A 17,307-nucleotide genomic window follows, 5' to 3' on the forward strand; every position below is an offset into this window, starting at 1 on the left:
GATAGTTTCTTAATAAAAATATTTTCTCATACGCTCTGTCCATGCGGTATGAGCCAATACCTTATAACCGCCGACTATTTATGTAACACTTTAGTTTTTTGAAAAAGTAGGGGCGAAGCATTTGCTGCAAATGCTTCGCCCCTAACACTATGCGGCAAACATGGCCATTATTGGCCTTTTTCAAAAAACTAAAGTGTTACATATTTATTATTCGAAGTGCAGGAGTATGCATTCTGTTTTAAGGTATTTTTCTCTTGCTTCATCCTGTGCGGCAATACGAGCAGAATTAATTTCATTAAAATGCAAGAGTAGTGCTGAAACAATATTGGGATCGAGTTTCGATTCTTCTCCCAATTTTTTAAGCTCTTCGTGTATTGTTTCGCCGGAAAATTTATTCCGGTATGGTCTGATTTCTGTGAGGGCGGTAAATACATTGGCAACTGCCAGGATTCGCGCTCCCAACGGGAGAAGATCCTCTTTGACATGGAAAGGATAGCCTGTCCCTGATAACGTTTCGTGGTGATACGACGCCCACGAAACAATATCCTTGAAAGCCGCGATGCTTTTAAGGATAAGATGCGTATAGAAGGGATGCTTACGAATAATGCCAAACTCCTCTTCCGTTAACGGTTCTTCTTTTTCCAACAGCTCTATCGGCACCACAAGCATTCCGATATCGTGTACATAACCGGCAATTTTCATCCATTGGCATTCTTGTTTTGAAAAACCGACAAATTGCGCCAATTTTTCAGCCGTAGCCGCAACGCCGGCAGAATGCGTGGCAAAAAAAGCGCTTCTGAAATCTACAATTCTTGAAAATACCTTAGAAAAGGAAACAAGGTGCTCCATGTCCAATGAAATAGAAGGCATTTTTACCCTGCCGGACAGAATTACATAGAGCAGTGACGAAGTGGCTTCAAGCCAGAAATACTCCTTTTCTGCTAATTTCAGAAAGGCATCTACCAGTTCCGGCATGAACATTTTTCCGGATTGTGCCTTTATCTTTTCACGAATACTGTCCACCTGCCCGAGTATTTCTTCCTGTTTATTTATTAAAGTAGAAACCCTGTCCGCAATATGTAATATATAACTGCCATATGGCACCTTTTTTCCCGATTTCTGTATTTTATTTTTTTTATCCCAGCGGACGTGATGAAATCGTATAAGATTTGCGATGGAACTAAATGGTTTAAATTCGTTAAGGAAGAGGTATCCTAATTCTTCATGTTCGTGAGGAAATTCGCTTTCAAATTTAAGAAGGTCCATCCTTTCTGCACGGCAATAACATCCAATATCATGTAAAGCCCCTGCCAACACGAGACCTCTTTTTTCTTCCATGGATAACCCCAGTTCTTCGCTGAGGCTAAAAGCGATATAAGCAACTTGCATGTGATGATTTACCCATGCGGGATTAACCAAATCAACGGTTTCTGATAAACCCGTAGTTAAATCTAATAAGGATATTTGTGATTCTTTTGCCATGGTTTGAAAAGGGGCAGGAAGGGATTATTTTTTGTCGGCGATTCTATCGTTAAGGGACTGGATAAATTTTTCTCTATCTACATTATGCATTTTTGCAGCCATATCAATCGTTGCTACTCTTCCCATCGTATTCCTAATAACAGGATTCGCCATTTGGCTGAATCCATAATCAAGAAATATCTGCAATGTTTCAGGATATTGGTCCACAATATCAAATACCTTCGTATCCTTGTCGACTACCGTTATTTTTTTAATTTCAGAAGGCTTAGGTTGTTCCTTCGTGTTCATAGTCTTCCACAAATTGTATCCAAAAAAACCTATCGCGGCCAGCTCAAACCATCCCGATGTTCCCACAATACCGTAAAAAATAGGTTTTCCTCCGCTTATCCCGACGGACATTTGGGAAAATACCCGGATAAAACATCCTGTGTTTAAAAGTATGAAGGTAATATGTGAAAGTTTAATACTGTGCATATTTATGCCGGTAAACGTTGGAACCATTTTTGAAGCATAACCAATCATCATCATCGTAATAAAACCAACGGTGACGGCATGATTAAACGAACCATGAAATTGCTTTAATATCTCTGTTTTATTATGCAAAAAAGGCATGGTAATGAGTATTAGCATGCTGATGATAAGCCATATGTAAGCAGCATGTATCGTTTTTGTATAACTCCTGTCCATTACAACACCATGAAGTTCTTTTGTAGACCTCTCAAAGACGCGCAAACCGTAAATGAATGAAAAAACGGCGAACGCAATGAAGAATACCACCAATTGTGAAAACCGCAGTGCAATGACACTTTTGCCGGCAAAAACGCATGTAATAAAATAAACTGGTATGGATGCGTTAAGCATCCAAAAACTGAGGTTAATCGCCTTTTCACGGACAGGCTTAATGTCAAGAAAAGCATATACTGTCCTTATATTGACAGCAAAAATAAACATAAAAACAAAACCAAAGAGGTACAAATGTACGTAGGGGCTAAAAACTGATTTGGGTATCTCCTGAACCGATTTATTATATAAATAAAAAACCATCCCCAAGTTCACCAATGAGGAAATCAACAACCACAGTAGTCCTGCCTTGAAAAATTTGTCGAATATGCCGACCTTTTCCTGACTGGAAGATATCGTACTAAAAAGAATGAAGGAAAACAACAGGACTGCACCAATCTCAAACATCGCGGATGCAGGAAGCAGGAATCTTACAGAACTATACGGAACAGGCTGCACGACGGCCCTTAAAACAATGCCGATAATGATGAATCCGAAGCAGACATTTACCAGATTTTTGTGCCGCAGTTCGGTATTTTTTACCCTCGGTATGATGTATAAAGCAAACCCCATAATAAAAAGTCCTACCCATCCTACTAACTGGGCATAACCATGCGCCTGGATGTGGGCATAGTGCGTTGCGTTGAAATTCAATTTAATCGCAATATAACTAAGAATAACGGCACCAAATGTTACCCCTACGGTAAGTGTAAATAAAATCGCAGCTTTCGCGAACTTTTCATATACCTTATCTACCTCTAACAGAGGAAGTTCAACATACTCCCCTCCGCCTTTTTCAATGGCTTCATTTAATTCTCTCACCAACGTGTCATAATCAACCTCATGTGCCTTTGCAAAAAAAGCTATTGGCTCATTAGGTCCCCGCACACCGCCGGCAATGACCAGGTTATACTTTTTGAATACTGCAAGTGTTTCCGGATGCGCCTCTATAAGGTCTTTAATTACGGTATTTTTATTTATTTCCATAAGTGTTAATAAAACAAATTTCTATAAACCTTTCAAGAAAATTAAAAATAAACCGTTAATATTATTTATAATACTGCCGTATCTTTTGAAGAAACGGATTGGAAACACTCAGATTTTTCGTGTCGTGCATTAAATCGAAGGGATGGTAATTTTATCTGTCATTTCCTGCATGTCAAAAATAGTATCACGATTTTCAGAAGCTCTGGAATTTCCTAAATTTTATTTAAAATCTTTACCTTAATTCTGTATAATGCCGCCTTTAATTTAACTTCTTAGCGCAACTAATTTGAGATTTGGTTTTTGTCTTTTTGAATATTTTCCGTTTATTGGACGTACTCAAAAACTTACAAAAAAAGAGGTTTTTACAGATTGATAATATATACTGCTGTAACTTACTGTCTACTATAAGAAATATATTCATTTTAATCTTTAACAGAAGGAGATAAGAGTGTTATGCCAAAAGTATTAATAATTGATGATTCCTCCGTAATGCGCAAAATGATCCAGAGAAACATTCAACAGTCCGGTTTGATGGTTGATTCATTTGTGGAAGCAGGAGACGGAAAAGAAGCTCTGGCTAAAATTGCCGCAGATAGCAGCATTGACCTGATTCTTTGTGATTGGAACATGCCCAATATGACAGGTATTGAATTTGTGAAGGCACTCAGGGGCAGTGGAAACCAGACCCCTATTATAATGTGTACTACTGAAGGCAGTGACGCAAAAGTAGTAGAGGCTACAGGCAGTGGTGCTAATGGCTATATCACAAAACCATTCACCCCTGACCAATTAAAAACCAAATTAGGTGCTTTTTTACAAATTAAATAGAAAAGTACCTTCTTAATAGCTATTTGCGCCCGGGCAATTTAAAAAAACCGAAAAAGAAATCAAAAGGAGCTTACACAATGGATCTTAAGGGGATCATGGATGGGATTACTTTAGATATTAAGGAAACAACGAAAATATTATTTGAAACAATGATTATGCTGGATTTAAACTATGGAGATGCTTCGCTCATTGACGAAACACAGATTAAAACTGATGTTATTGGCATGGTAAGCTTTACAGGCCAGTATCACGGGGTAGTCGGTATATTTTGTTCAAAAAAATTTGCGCTAAAAGTAGCCTCCAGCATGTTAATGATGGAACTGGAGGAATTCAATAACGACGTGAAAGATGCCGTCGGAGAAGTATCTAATATGATCGCCGGAAATATTAAGACCAAAATGTCAGAAAAATATGGCGAAATGCACCTTTCTATCCCCATTGTAATAGCGGGTGAAGGCCTTTCCATTACAGCGGTCGGCAACGTGCCTACCGTATCAGACACCGCCTTGTCATGCTTTAGCAAGGACCCATGGTTGATGACGTATTTTAGCGCAGAAAAAGAAAAATTTGGCGTAGGTTTGCTGTTGAAAGAGTCAAAATAATAATTTATTTTCCCTATTATCTTATGGAAAAACCTGCCGATAAATCAGAGAAAAAGGCGCCCGCGTCTCAGTTTGAGAAAACGTGGGTTAGTACATTTCCGCGCGTTTGCGAAGGATGCAGCCAATTAACAAACAAGCAATTTTTTCTCATTAACCCTGTTTTAAAAATTACCACCATAGGAACTTTTATTAAAAATGCCAATGCAAAGTTTGTGTTATCAAAAATAATTGTCGAGGATTTTTATGAGGGCGAAATATATTTACTTTTATCTTTAAAACTAGCGATAACAATTGGTAACATTCTCCTGCTTCTCGAAGATGAAGCAATAAAGGAAAATGCTAATAAGGAAAATTTCGATGCTGATTGCGCGGACGGTTTCAAAGAGTTTTCGAATCAGGTATGCGGTATTTTAGATAATGACCTACGCCTGAAATTACCCAAACCGATTCACCTGAAATTATTATCGGTAGAGCCAATAAACAAAGAAAATATGACCACCGTATTAAAAGACGACATCCTTAACGAAGAATGCCTTTTCCTCTCTACTTCTTTAAGAATAATGGGTTTTGACGATGATCAATTTATTATATGTGTCCCTAAATTGATCGGAGAAGAATTTTTCGGGGAAATCATTGAGGAAGAAAACAAAGAATATCGGGGAACAATACTTGCAGTGGACGATTCAAACACCGATTTACGAATCATCAGAAAATTACTCGGTAATGATTATAAAGTATTGGTGACAGACAATCCGGGCCATGCGCTCTCAACTCTGGGGAAAACCAATATCGATCTGGTATTAATGGACATTTACATGCCAGGAGTTGACGGAATTACCCTCTGCGAAAGAATTAAAAGAAATGCAATGGTTGAAGATGTGCCTATTATTATCTGCTCCGCCCACCCTACGCAGGAAAATGTAATACGCGCCGTAAGGGCAGGCGCTGCTGATTTTATAGTAAAACCGGTAACGAGACAAAAATTAATGGAAAAAATTAACAAACATATGCTTAATAAAAGCTTAAAAATCCCTGCAAACCGATAGTTGTTTTTTTAAGGATAAGAATATGGAAGATACCTCTTTTTTAATGGATGACCCGGAAATTGTCAAAGAATTCCTGACAGAATCGGGGGATCATCTGGAATCGGTAGAATCACAAATCCTCCAATTAGAAGAAAACCCGGACAATACGGATATTATCAACACAATATTCCGCCCTATTCACAGCACGAAAGGAAGCGCCGGCTTTTTAGGATTGAAGGATATGGGTACAGTAAGCCATGAACTAGAAACACTTCTTGACGAAGCAAGAAAGGGCAATCTGAAAATAACCCCGTTAATCATAGAAATATTGTACGAAGGCGTGGACATACTGAAAAGATTAAGGGGGCTTGTTGCAAAGAAAGTCGAGAAAATAGACGTTTCGGACGAAATTGTAGATTACGCCCCGGTTATTGTAAAAATAAAAAATGCCCTCGTAGGACAGAAAGCAACGGAAAGCGCACCTTCAAAACCGCAGCACTTAGGTGAAATACTTGTAGAAAAAGGGGAAATTACCGAAGATGACCTTGACAAGGCATTAGAGGAACAGGAAAAACTACAGCAAAAAAAAATAGGAGAAATCATTGTTGAAAAGGGCATCGTCACAAAAGAAACTATAGACAGCGCCCTCAAAACCTTGCCGGCAACAGCGCCAGTCTCAGAAACGGTCAAGGTCGATATACAAAAAATAGACAGCCTTGTAAACCTTGTGGGCGAACTGGTAATCGCCAACGCCCTCATAAAAGACCTTCTGGAAAACACGAACAGCACATCAAATAAAAATATTTCACACCTGGGAAAGATAGTAAAAGACATACAAGATCAGGTAATGTCAATACGAATGGTTCCCATTAAATCAACCTTCCAGAAAATGTCGCGGCTCGTCCGTGATGTTTCCAAAAAAGCCGGCAAAAAGGTAAAGCTGGAAGTTTCCGGAGAAGAGACTGAACTAGACAAATCGGTAATTGAATCAATTGGAGACCCGCTGGTACATATTCTTAGAAATTCGGTAGATCATGGAATCGAACCGGAAGAAGAACGGATTGCCGCGGGAAAGCCTGCCTTGGGACATGTGTATCTTGATGCCTTTCACAAAGGGGGGAACATTTTTATTGAAATAAGAGACGACGGCAGGGGTTTACGAAAAGATAAATTACTGAAAAAAGCCATTGAAAAAGGAATAATGAGTGAAAACGCCACTCTTACTGAACAACAAATCTTCGGTTTGATTTTTGCCGCAGGATTTTCCACTGCTGAGAAGATAACCGATATATCAGGACGCGGCGTAGGGATGGATGTGGTTAAGAAAAATATTGAACGCCTGCGCGGCAAGGTCGAAATCTCTTCAGAAGAAGGCAAAGGCACGAAAATCTCTATCAAACTTCCCCTGACAATGGCAATCATTGACGGAATGATCGTCCAGGTAGGGAATCAGAAATATATCGTTCCAATGCTTTCTATAGAAGAATCCATACGCCCGAAAAAAGATGATATCTCAACGATACAACAGCGCGGTGAAGTAATAAATGTGCGGGGCAATATTTTGCCAATGGTACGGCTGCACCAGTGGTATAATGTAGAGCCTAAAAAATACGCCCCATGGGAGGCCATTATTCTCATTGTTGAAAGTGAAGGGCAACGATGTGGGATTCTTGTCGATGATTTAATAGGGCAACAACAAATTGTCATCAAACGCCTTGGAGAACAATTCCGCAATGTCAAAGGGGTTTCCGGCAGTGCCATACTTGGGGACGGAAGGGTAGGGCTTATATTGGATGTCGGCGGCATTATGAATCTTGCTCTTAACTAATATACAAAAACCAAACGTTTTACTTTTTATAGGAGGAGAATTATGGAAGGTGTTCTTAGTCAGCAAAAACCTGCCGAAATTTCCAGTCTGGCTTCTCATGAAGGAAAATATTTAACTTTTGTTCTGGGCGATGAAGAATATGGTATCGAGATTTTAAAAGTAAGGGAAATCATTGGCGTCATGGCAATAACGCCTGTGCCTCAATCGCCAAATTATATTAAGGGCGTAATTAATTTAAGGGGAAAGGTAATTCCCGTAGTTGATTTAAGGTTAAAGTTCGGGTTTCCGGAAAAGGAACACACGAAAGAAACCTGCATTGTTGTGGTGGAAGTAAACAATACCCTTACGGGCGTCATTGTAGACACAGTATCGGAAGTCATTGATATTGCCACAGAAGACATGGAACCTTCTCCGCACTTTGGGCAGGACATAGATACCGATGTTTTTTTAGGCATTGCACAGATAAAAAATAAGGTCAAAATACTACTCGATATTGACAAGATATTACGCCAGGAAGAAGTCTGCATGGCGAGCAATTTTACAGAAATATGTTAAACATAATAAAAATTTTTCAAAAGAAAGGGATTATAATGTTCGGCAAAATGACGATAATGACAAGGCTCATCGTGACAATAGTTATCTCAATCGCGATAGGATCCGGTATTTTATCGGTGATTGTCATGAAGAGGGAAAAGGCGCAAATGCTGGAGGAAGTAAAAAAGGAGGCGCGTATGGCGGCGAATCAGCTTATGTCTGTCCGGCAGGTGATTGCGACAAAACAGCAGGCCATAAACAATGATTCCAAAGGCAACTTCGAATTCAAAGGGGTAATCCCCGCAGTGGTTGGTCGTGAAGTGGCAGAGCACTTCAGCCAGACTACCATATACAAAATGAAGCAAACAAGCCTGCAATACAGAAATCCATCGAATAAACCCGATGCGTGGGAAACCAGACAGTTAGAACGCTTTGCCGCAAATCCTGATTTAAAAGAGATTTCAGAAATAACCATCGAAGACTGGAACCTGGGAGCGGCGTCGCAAATATTCCGCCTTATGGTACCACTAAAAATTACAGAAGCCTGCCTTGTATGTCATGGATATCCGGAGACAAGCCCTACGGGAGATGGCAAAGACATATCGGGAAGGCAAATGGAAGGGTACAAACTTGGAGAAATCAGGGGCGGAATAAGCGTGGTGGCGCCTATGGACAGTATAAATGCGGCAATTGCGGCAAACAGAAATTTCAGCATTCTGGGAAACGGGATTTTTGTCCTTCTTATTAGTGGTGTGGTATTCTTCGTTACCAAGGGGGTTGTATCTTTATTGAAAAGGACGGTTAATCACCTGAATGCGGGAGCGGAAGAAGTGGCTGCGGCGTCATCGCAAATATCTTCTTCAAGCCAGTCGCTTGCCGATGGGGCATCGCAGCAGGCAGCTTCCGTGGAGGAGACTTCCGCTTCAATAGAAGAAATGTCTTCGATGACGGCAAAGAATGCAGATAATGCAGAAGAGGCAAGCCATTTGACGGTCAAGGCAAAATCTTCGGCGGAGGAAGGCCACGAGACGATGAAATCATTGCAGACAATTATGCGTGAATTGCATGGAGGAAATAATCAAATTCTTGCAATTATCAAGTCGATTGACGAAATAGCGTTCCAGACAAACCTTTTAGCGCTGAATGCCGCAGTAGAGGCCGCAAGGGCCGGTGAACACGGGAAGGGATTTGCCGTGGTTGCGGACGAGGTTCGCAATTTAGCCCAAAGGTGCGCAACGGCGTCAAAAGAAACGGCAGACCTGATCAATGCGCGTGTACAGAGCAATGACAACGCCTTAAAGATTACCGAGGTGTTTGCAGAAAAGCTGAAGGAAATAGCAACGGATACGAAGAAGGTTGCAGATTTGATGGGAGAGATCTCAGCGGCTTCAAGGGAACAATCGGAAGGGGTAGGCCAGATAGGAAAAGCTATGACGTCCATAGATAACGTTACCCAACAAAATGCAGCCAATGCAGAACAAATGGCATCCGCCAGCGAAGAACTATCTTCCCAGTCGGTGAATTTAAGAGAAGTCGTGCTCGAACTCGCAGCACAGGTCGGCGGGATACGGGAGGAGGCTATGGAACCGGAGGTTAAGAAAAAAACATCCTTGAAAAAAGAAATCACTTATCACAGAAGACCTGCCCTAGAGGCTTACAAGGCTGGAGGGAGCAAAGGCCGCAAACATGTTCGCAAAAATGATGAGGGGGAATCAGGGAAAAAACCTGAAGATATAATACCTATGGATGGTGAGTTCAGTGATTTCTGATTGTGCAGTAAAATGGATATAATCTTCATATTTCGGAAAGGAAAATTTTTTATTGTATGCTTCGCGCAGAGACGTTATATAAACCCGTTGGAAATTTTCGTATAACATGAACGACGCCCCTAATATCTACACCGTTGGCGTTGGAGATGCAAAAATAGCACGGGCTCCTAACCAATTAAAGACATTGCTCGGTTCATGCATCGGAATAGCATTGTACGACCCCATAGTAAAAGTAGGGGGCATCCTTCATATCATGCTGCCCAAAAAAATAGGGAATGATCAAAAATTAACGAAATATGCTGACCCGGGATTGCCTTTTTTTATCGGACAAATCATCAAAAACGGCGGAGCGTCAAAAAACACCCTCCTTGCAAAAATATTTGGCGGCGCAAAGATGTTCGAAACCGCCGGGAAGCTCATTAATATTGGCGAAAAAAATGAACATGAAGTGCGCAGGATATTAAAAGAAGAAGGTATCAAAATTGTAGCGGCAAAAACGGGTGGAACAAAGGGATACAATATAGCGCTTGATACAACCACCGGCAATGTGGAATGCCGCATATTCGGAGAAGCTGTCTGTATTTATTAAGTATATTAATTTTATTATTTTATTTGCGAAAAGATAGCATTTATCAAAAACAAAGGTAAAAAATGGTTATTTCACCGGAACGCTTACGGATGTTGGAGGTAATAATGAAGCTTTCTATCGACAATGCTTCAAGGGCCCTTTCCAAGACATTAAGGACCGGTGCAAAAATCACTCTCTCTAAAATCTACATGGCAGATTTTAACGAAGCCACTGAGAAAATGAATACTGACACGAGGGAAATGACCGGCATTATTGTCAATTTTAAAGGCAACTTCGGCTGTAAAATGCTGTTTATGCTGCCTCTTGAAGGTTCTACAATACTGACGGACTATTATCTCCGTCTACCGGTGGGTACAACAAAAGAGTTTAACACTGATACCGAAAGCGTCTCTCAGGAATTGGGGAATATTCTTGCAAGCCATATCAGCAACACGCTGGTTTCAGACTTCGACGCTACATTATTGCCGGAACCGCCGCAAGTGCATAACGATTATGCGGGAATAATATTTTCAAGTCTTTTGTTGGAACAAGGGATCTATAGCGATCAATTGCTACTTGTTGAAACAATTTTTGAAATCTGTAAAACAGAAATTATTTGCTATCTTTTCCTCCTGCCTGAATTGGCATCTTTGGGAAAGCTATTAGATGCAATAGGAGAACGTAAATGAAACGAATACTTGTTGTGGATGACGCGAAGGTTGTAAGAATGGTTATCAAACAAATATTGACGCGTAACGACTTTCTGGTGGTCGGAGAGGCGGAAAACGGCAGGGAAGCCCTTGAAAAATATAAGGAATTAAAACCTGATGCGGTAACCATGGATATCGTAATGCCGGAAGTAGATGGGATCCAGGGGCTGAAGGACATACTCGCTTATGATAAAAATGCAAAGGTAGTTATGATTTCGGCAATTGACCAGCGGGACGCATTACAGGCGGCGCTTCTTAACGGAGCATGTGATTTTGTGGTAAAACCATTTGAAGACGACCGCATGGTATCGTCCTTAAATTCTATACTTGCCAAAGAATAAATAAGAGAATCATCTCCCTCCCCAATAATAACAATGTATCATTGAGGCTGATAAACAAATAAAAATCCATCTACCACAACCGCTTCCCTTTATAAAGGCTTCCGCAACAGATATTCACTATGGCATAAATGCCATTGTTTTTATTATAATGGACAGTTTTGTGGTATAAATTCAATATATTTTTTTGTTATTCACATCGCAATCCTTTAACAAAGATACTTCCGTAAAAACCCGCTATCGTATACAGAAAAGCTGATATTTCATGGCGCATGGCAGCGGCCTGTGTTTCAGATTTAGCTGAACATCCCCATTAACTTTTAAAAAAAAATTGTATGGAAATAGACCTTACTGACCAGGAATTTGCCCTATTTCAGAAATTAATTTATGACGAAAGCGGCATCAACCTTTCCCCGGCGAAAAAAGAATTGTTAAAATCCCGCCTGGCAAAGCGTTTACGCACTCTTTCCCTGAAATCCTTCCGGGAATACCATACCTATGTTACGGAAAGGGATGTTACCGGGAAAGAAATGATTCACATGATTGATTGCATTTCAACTAATCTTACTGAATTTTTCAGGGAAATTGCGCATTTTAATTTTTTATCAGAAAAACTCCTTCCGGCATTGCTAAAAAAAAAGAAGAAAATGAAAGAAAAAAAATTAAGAGTGTGGAGCGCAGGATGTTCAACCGGGGAGGAACCTTACAGTCTTTCTATGGTTTTTAATGAACGTATCGAACAAATAGACAAATGGGACGTAAAAATATTGGCGACAGACCTTTCTACCAGGGTATTGGAAAAGGCAAAAAAGGGATTGTATCATAAAGACCGCTTAAAAAGCATAAACGCCCAGTGGTTACAGACATATTTTAAAAAAGGCAGCGATAACTTTGAAGACTACTATCAGGTGAAGGACGTATTGAAAAATATTATTGTGTTTAGAAGGTTTAACTTAATGGAACAAACCTTTCCCTTTAAGGGACAGTTTGATTTTATATTTTGCAGAAACGTTATGATTTATTTTAACAAGCAAACACAAACCGAACTTATTTCAAAGTATTACAAACACCTTGCACCTGAAGGCCATCTTTTCATCGGCCATTCCGAAAGCCTGGCAGGCACAAACAGCAAATTCAACTATGTTATTCCAACGGTATATCAGAAATAATATTGGTGTATTTATGAAAAACACCTTTTTAAGGAGGTTTTCTTTTGAACGGTAAAATAAAGGTTTTGATTGTAGATGATTCCGCTGTCGTGAGAAAAATTCTCTCTTCCGGCCTGAGTAAATACCCTGACATTGAAGTTGTAGGTACAGCGCCTGACCCGTTTGTCGCCAGAGATAAGATAGTAACGCTAAAACCTGATGTTGTGACTTTAGATGTAGAAATGCCGCGGATGGACGGGATATCTTTTTTGCAGAGATTGATGGCGTATTATCCTTTGCCGGTAATTATGGTAAGTTCTTTGACACAATCAGGCTGTGAAACCACATTAAAAGCATTAGAGGTTGGGGCGGTGGATTTTGTGGCGAAACCCACACTGGATGTTTCAAACTCTCTTAACGACGTCATAGATGAATTGGCGGAAAAGATAAGGACATCCGTAAGGGTCAAAATTAAAAAAAAGGTGTTAAAAACAACTGATACAAAACGCCCACAAACAAGCCAGGCACTAATTAAAACCACGCATAAAATTGTTGCTATCGGCGCTTCCACTGGAGGCACAGAAGCATTGAAAGAAGTGTTGACACAAATGCCTCCTAATGCACCCGGCATAGTAATCGTGCAGCATATGCCGGCTTTATTTACAAAAGCATTTGCCGACCGACTGAATACCCTATGTGCTATACGTGTAAGCGAGGCGAAGGATGGAGAAAGTGTTGTTCCTGGAACTGCGCTGATCGCGCCGGGTGGTTACCATATGGCGCTAAACAGGAGTGGCGCGAGGTATTACGTTACCATAAACCAGGATCCCCCCGTTCGCAGACACAGGCCATCCGTGGAAGTATTATTCGAATCTGTTGCAAAATATGCCGGAGCCAATGCAATCGGCGTCATTATGACGGGCATGGGCGATGACGGTGCAAGTGGTCTCTTGAAAATGAAGGAGGCAGGGGCGAATACTATCGCTCAGGATGAAGAGAGTTGCGTTGTATTTGGCATGCCGAAAGAGGCGATTAAACTGGGAGCGGCGGAAAAAATAGTATCTCTCGAAAAAATTCCTTCCGCCATCTTATCATTTCTGAATTGACGCGATTCTGACCGATTCGAGAAAACGCCTTAACAATCTGATATCTGATGCAAAATGGATGTGTACATAGGAACAAAGCGCACGCGATGTAAAGAAGCCTTCCTGTTTTGGTTTATCATGTCCTTCTTTCACAATTTCATAGGCAGAAGGCGTATGCCCGGGTATCTGGTGCAGTGATGACCAGTGAAATTCGTGCGCTCTGAATACCTCGTCTTTTCTACATAACAGGGTATCGTGGATACCCTTCACGGTAATATACCCCAGGCCCTGCCTCTTTTGCTCCATTTTCGTGCCACCCTTAAAGAGTCCACACATTTCATATGACTTGTTATTAAACGCTGTTAAATGCTCAAGCAAATACATCATTCCCCCGCATTCACCATAGAATACTACCCCGTTCTTATATGCCTTTCTTATCGATTCCTTCATAGTGGTATTTGACGAAAGCAATGGAGCATGCAATTCCGGAAAACCGCCTCCTATATAAATGGCAGAAACATCCGCCGGCACATATTTATCATACATAGGGCTGAAATAGGCAAGTTCAACACCATATGCCTCCAGCAAATCAAGATTATCATGGTAATAAAAATTAAACGCCTCATCCATTGCGACCGCAATTCTTAAATTATATCGTTCCGAAATGCCGCTAAATATCTTCTTTTGAAAAGAAGGAAGCTTGTCCGCCGAGAAACCAATGTCAATTATTCTTTCTATATCAACCGTCTTTGATAATATGTCTCCTATTTTCTGATACACGGCTTTGGAAAACTCCTGTTCTATGGAAGGTACAAGTCCCAGGTGGCGCTCCGGCAGTCCTATTTCATCATTCTTCGGCAGATATCCGAGCACAGGAATGCCGCTGTTCTCTTCAATTGATTTTTTAACAGCATTGTAATGCCGCTCGCTTCCCACCCTGTTCAAAATTATTCCATGGATAGCTAATTCCTCATCAAACTTTTTGAAACCCAGAGCCACCGCCCCCGCACTCCCTGACATACCCTTTGCATCCATCACCAGTATTACCGGTGCTTTTAATACCTTTGAAAGACCGGCGGAACTTCCGGATTCCGTTCCATTTAATGAGCCGTCAAACAGCCCCATTACCCCTTCTATGAGGGCAATATCCGCATTGTCCATCGCATGGTCAAACAATTCTAGGCATACATCCCTGCTCATGAGCCATGTGTCCAGATTACGGGACAATCTGCCGGTAATGGCCGTATGATGCGAAGGGTCAATATAATCAGGCCCCGTTTTAAAGCCCTGTACGGAGTATCCCTTTTCTTTTAATGCCGACATTAAACCAAGGGTAACGGTTGTTTTGCCAGCACCGCTATGCGTGCCTGCTACCAATATTCTCGGATAAGCTGATGATGATTTTTCCATAGTTCAACGTTTGGTACTTTATCAGTAATTTCTTTGCACTTTTTGGCAAAATATTCGTAACTATTCAGCATGAATGATACACACTGAATAGTTACGAAATGGCTCTATTATACAGACTTCGTCAGGAATCCCTAATAAAAACAACTATTCCATGTTTAAAAATTCCACACAACCGAAGCCATTATCCGCCAATCCACTACCTGCTGAATGCCTCTTACATGCTGATATAGCGGATACTGAAATTTCAAGTCGGTGCTGCATCCCGTCTTAGGGATTTTTACATTAACAAGGGGTGTAACGTAAAATGCTGTGATACCCGTGTTGTCAGGATTGTCAAGCAGAGACGTTTCAGGTCTTGAGAAATTATTATCATGGTCATTGTTACTGCCTGTGTGAAGTCCGTTTAATTCAAGCCCGGGGCTGATATATTTATTCACAGGATATCTTGCAGAAATATCTAATGAAATCTGATCGCCAAACTCGTAACCTTCGTCTCCTGCCGTTGTAAGCTGGTAGAGCAGATTCCCTTGCAAAACAAAGGGGGAAAATTCACGCATATAATTAACAAGGAAAAGAGGATCCCATGAGCCTGTTCCCAATTGCATCATAGCATGCACACGATTGCCGGAATCGGTATTTTCGTCATTTTTACCGGTAGGAGTTTTTAGTCCAAACCCGACCATAAGCCTCTCTGCAGGGCGATCAATCTCATTTTCACGCAGGGAGTATAATCCCATAATGGATATATCACCAAGCCCTTCAACAGTTTCCATCTCCATTTTCATATCCATGTCCATAAAATGTTCCCCGTCCATTTGATGCCGCATCCGCATTTTCATGTCCATATCATTGATAAGATAGGGAACGGAAACAAGAAACTGTAATCGGTCTGTGGCTGCATATGAACCGGTAATCGTGTATTTCTGCATAATCATTCTCGTAGGTATTGTAAAACTTTTTGACCCTTCAGGCATATCAGGCCACTCAGAAGCAACCTTATCCAATAATGTGTTGCTGCCGATACGACTGTCACCGTCCCTTATTGTCTCCATTTTCGTATAGACATACTGAAGTGACAACCCAAATTTATCTCCAAAAGTTACTTCCGAAATTGTTGAGCCTGAAAGGCTGCATGCAAGGCCGCATTCGCCTAAAGCAAATACCGCCCTGTTGACAAATAATAAAAACAAAGCCATCGTTATTAGAATTCTCATACAACAGACCCTTTCCTGAGAATAGAAAAACAAGATAAAGACAGTGGAGGGACAGGTTTTAAGTCTGTCCCTCCACCAGAACCATAACATTAAAAAATTATGTAAAAAGCATCATTAATGATTATGTCCGCTATGGTCTTCATGCTCTCCATCGTCTTTATCTTTTTTACCACCTTTTCCATTCTTCCCTTCTGCAGGCCAATATCCGTCTACCGGCAGGTATTCATCAATTGCCTCATCTGAAGGATACACACTGATCTCAAATCCTCCATCGCACCCCTCAGGAAGGGGATTGTTTTCAAGGTCTCTTACTACCTTAAGGTACGGCCAAAAGCCAACGGAAACGACGTCTTCGTCATCAAACTTTTTCGTTAAACGGCCAATCCAGATATCGGCACGGTCGGTATCGTCTGTGGATTTGGTACAATAATTGGCAATGGCAATGTATACGGTAAGCGCTGTTGCGCAGGAATCCGGTTTGAATGTAGGAAAGGTTGCGCTCCATGGAATAACCCCCAGATAACCATCCTTCAGATTCCCATTTGTAAATACAAAAGCCCTGACGTCTTCTGTTTTTTCAGTACCATGCGAGGTAAATGCCGGGACAGATCCCTCCAGTGTTTTTATTTTTTTAAAAAGACTGTTTACCGCAGGTTTCGCGCCCATGACAGGATTGCCTTCTATATGATCGTGAAGATTAACCGACTCTTCTGTATCAGATCGCTCGGCAATAGAATCCGCACCATTGGGGAAAACAACACTTTGCGCCCGTATGGATTGTCCGTCGCACCCGTGAGTTATACTAAAATAATTAAGGCTGGTCGTTCCTTCAAGTTCATCACGGGAATTGTAACTATCCGGGGTATTTTTCGACATGACCGTTGTATGGGCAATAGCATTCCCCGAAATAATCATTGCCCCTAAAAATGAGATAATGGGAATATATCTTTTAGGTTGTAACATATGTTATTTTCTCCTGTTTTTAAAATGAGTATAATT

16 protein-coding genes are annotated in these 17,307 nt (G+C 40.9%); 11 read left to right on the forward strand and 5 right to left on the reverse strand.

Annotated features, from left to right (window positions below):
• Window positions 1-207: 207 nt before the first annotated feature.
• Window positions 208-1,482: an HD-GYP domain-containing protein gene (locus tag KSMBR1_RS14925; RefSeq protein ID WP_099326035.1), complete on the reverse strand. Its 1,275-nt coding sequence runs from the start codon at window positions 1,480-1,482 to the stop codon at window positions 208-210.
• Window positions 1,483-1,506: 24 nt separating this feature from the next.
• The gene (locus KSMBR1_RS14930) at window positions 1,507-3,249 is read right to left on the reverse strand and encodes a DUF1858 domain-containing protein (RefSeq protein WP_099326036.1); all 1,743 of its coding nucleotides are present in this window, start codon (window positions 3,247-3,249) and stop codon (window positions 1,507-1,509) included.
• 453 nt (window positions 3,250-3,702) lie between these two features.
• Here KSMBR1_RS14930 and KSMBR1_RS14935 point away from each other — a divergent pair, with 453 nt between their 5' ends.
• The 11 genes from KSMBR1_RS14935 (at window position 3,703) to KSMBR1_RS14985 (ending at window position 13,705) form a co-directional block, all read left to right on the forward strand.
• Window positions 3,703-4,077: a response regulator gene (locus KSMBR1_RS14935; protein ID WP_099326037.1), complete on the forward strand. Its 375-nt coding sequence runs from the start codon at window positions 3,703-3,705 to the stop codon at window positions 4,075-4,077.
• A 77-nt stretch (window positions 4,078-4,154) separates the two neighbouring features.
• A complete protein-coding gene (locus KSMBR1_RS14940; RefSeq protein ID WP_157820639.1) occupies window positions 4,155-4,679 on the forward strand; it encodes a chemotaxis protein CheX in 525 nt (174 codons plus the stop codon).
• A gap of 23 nt (window positions 4,680-4,702) precedes the next feature.
• A complete protein-coding gene (locus tag KSMBR1_RS14945) occupies window positions 4,703-5,725 on the forward strand; it encodes a response regulator (RefSeq protein ID WP_099326039.1) in 1,023 nt (340 codons plus the stop codon).
• Window positions 5,726-5,747: 22 nt separating this feature from the next.
• Window positions 5,748-7,532, forward strand: coding sequence for a chemotaxis protein CheA (locus tag KSMBR1_RS14950; protein ID WP_099326040.1), 1,785 nt, complete (start codon window positions 5,748-5,750; stop codon window positions 7,530-7,532).
• A 42-nt stretch (window positions 7,533-7,574) separates the two neighbouring features.
• Window positions 7,575-8,087, forward strand: a complete 513-nt coding sequence (locus KSMBR1_RS14955) for a chemotaxis protein CheW (protein ID WP_099326041.1) — start codon at window positions 7,575-7,577, stop codon at window positions 8,085-8,087.
• Between the two features lie 35 nt (window positions 8,088-8,122).
• Entirely contained in the window at window positions 8,123-9,835 is a 1,713-nt protein-coding gene (locus tag KSMBR1_RS14960; protein ID WP_164995410.1) for a methyl-accepting chemotaxis protein, read from the forward strand.
• Window positions 9,836-9,941: 106 nt separating this feature from the next.
• The gene (locus KSMBR1_RS14965) at window positions 9,942-10,424 is read left to right on the forward strand and encodes a chemotaxis protein CheD (RefSeq protein ID WP_099326043.1); all 483 of its coding nucleotides are present in this window, start codon (window positions 9,942-9,944) and stop codon (window positions 10,422-10,424) included.
• A gap of 104 nt (window positions 10,425-10,528) precedes the next feature.
• A complete protein-coding gene (locus KSMBR1_RS14970) occupies window positions 10,529-11,092 on the forward strand; it encodes a hypothetical protein (RefSeq protein WP_157820640.1) in 564 nt (187 codons plus the stop codon).
• Window positions 11,089-11,454 (forward strand): response regulator, encoded by a 366-nt coding sequence (locus tag KSMBR1_RS14975; RefSeq protein ID WP_099326045.1) that lies wholly within the window; start codon window positions 11,089-11,091, stop codon window positions 11,452-11,454. The genes KSMBR1_RS14970 and KSMBR1_RS14975 overlap by 4 nt, the downstream gene beginning before the upstream one ends.
• A 332-nt stretch (window positions 11,455-11,786) precedes the next feature.
• On the forward strand, window positions 11,787-12,620 hold the full coding sequence (locus KSMBR1_RS14980) for a CheR family methyltransferase (RefSeq protein ID WP_099326046.1): 834 nt from the start codon (window positions 11,787-11,789) through the stop codon (window positions 12,618-12,620).
• Between the two features lie 44 nt (window positions 12,621-12,664).
• Window positions 12,665-13,705 carry a protein-glutamate methylesterase/protein-glutamine glutaminase gene (locus KSMBR1_RS14985; protein ID WP_099326047.1) on the forward strand — a complete coding sequence of 347 codons (1,041 nt, stop codon included), beginning with the start codon at window positions 12,665-12,667 and terminating at the stop codon, window positions 13,703-13,705.
• On the opposite strand, the gene KSMBR1_RS14990 is transcribed toward KSMBR1_RS14985, so the two are convergent.
• The 3 genes from KSMBR1_RS14990 to KSMBR1_RS15000 all read right to left on the reverse strand — a co-directional run bounded on the left by KSMBR1_RS14990 (window position 13,691) and on the right by KSMBR1_RS15000 (window position 17,271).
• The gene (locus tag KSMBR1_RS14990; RefSeq protein WP_099326048.1) at window positions 13,691-15,094 is read right to left on the reverse strand and encodes a cobyrinic acid a,c-diamide synthase CobB; all 1,404 of its coding nucleotides are present in this window, start codon (window positions 15,092-15,094) and stop codon (window positions 13,691-13,693) included. The two genes, KSMBR1_RS14985 and KSMBR1_RS14990, sit on opposite strands and share 15 nt — an antisense overlap.
• A 155-nt stretch (window positions 15,095-15,249) precedes the next feature.
• A complete protein-coding gene (locus KSMBR1_RS14995) occupies window positions 15,250-16,308 on the reverse strand; it encodes a transporter (RefSeq protein ID WP_157820641.1) in 1,059 nt (352 codons plus the stop codon).
• Window positions 16,309-16,422: 114 nt separating this feature from the next.
• Window positions 16,423-17,271 (reverse strand): hypothetical protein, encoded by an 849-nt coding sequence (locus KSMBR1_RS15000; RefSeq protein WP_099326050.1) that lies wholly within the window; start codon window positions 17,269-17,271, stop codon window positions 16,423-16,425.
• Window positions 17,272-17,307 lie beyond the last annotated feature (36 nt).

The organism is Candidatus Kuenenia stuttgartiensis, from assembly GCF_900232105.1.
GTDB classification, from domain to species: Bacteria; Planctomycetota; Brocadiia; order Brocadiales; family Brocadiaceae; genus Kuenenia; species Kuenenia stuttgartiensis_A.

Bases quoted from the DNA above. Each gene is read 5' to 3' on its own strand.
- KSMBR1_RS14980 (WP_099326046.1), top strand. From the start codon at position 11,787: ATGGAAATAGACCTTACTGACCAGGAATTTGCCCTATTTCAGAAATTA.
- KSMBR1_RS14990 (WP_099326048.1), bottom strand. From the start codon at position 15,094: ATGGAAAAATCATCATCAGCTTATCCGAGAATATTGGTAGCAGGCACG.
- KSMBR1_RS14975 (WP_099326045.1), top strand. From the start codon at position 11,089: ATGAAACGAATACTTGTTGTGGATGACGCGAAGGTTGTAAGAATGGTT.
- KSMBR1_RS14955 (WP_099326041.1), top strand. From the start codon at position 7,575: ATGGAAGGTGTTCTTAGTCAGCAAAAACCTGCCGAAATTTCCAGTCTG.
- KSMBR1_RS14940 (WP_157820639.1), top strand. From the start codon at position 4,155: ATGGATCTTAAGGGGATCATGGATGGGATTACTTTAGATATTAAGGAA.
- KSMBR1_RS14950 (WP_099326040.1), top strand. From the start codon at position 5,748: ATGGAAGATACCTCTTTTTTAATGGATGACCCGGAAATTGTCAAAGAA.
- KSMBR1_RS14965 (WP_099326043.1), top strand. From the start codon at position 9,942: ATGAACGACGCCCCTAATATCTACACCGTTGGCGTTGGAGATGCAAAA.
- KSMBR1_RS14960 (WP_164995410.1), top strand. From the start codon at position 8,123: ATGTTCGGCAAAATGACGATAATGACAAGGCTCATCGTGACAATAGTT.
- KSMBR1_RS14930 (WP_099326036.1), bottom strand. From the start codon at position 3,249: ATGGAAATAAATAAAAATACCGTAATTAAAGACCTTATAGAGGCGCAT.
- KSMBR1_RS14945 (WP_099326039.1), top strand. From the start codon at position 4,703: ATGGAAAAACCTGCCGATAAATCAGAGAAAAAGGCGCCCGCGTCTCAG.
- KSMBR1_RS15000 (WP_099326050.1), bottom strand. From the start codon at position 17,271: ATGTTACAACCTAAAAGATATATTCCCATTATCTCATTTTTAGGGGCA.
- KSMBR1_RS14935 (WP_099326037.1), top strand. From the start codon at position 3,703: ATGCCAAAAGTATTAATAATTGATGATTCCTCCGTAATGCGCAAAATG.
- KSMBR1_RS14995 (WP_157820641.1), bottom strand. From the start codon at position 16,308: ATGAGAATTCTAATAACGATGGCTTTGTTTTTATTATTTGTCAACAGG.
- KSMBR1_RS14970 (WP_157820640.1), top strand. From the start codon at position 10,529: ATGAAGCTTTCTATCGACAATGCTTCAAGGGCCCTTTCCAAGACATTA.
- KSMBR1_RS14925 (WP_099326035.1), bottom strand. From the start codon at position 1,482: ATGGCAAAAGAATCACAAATATCCTTATTAGATTTAACTACGGGTTTA.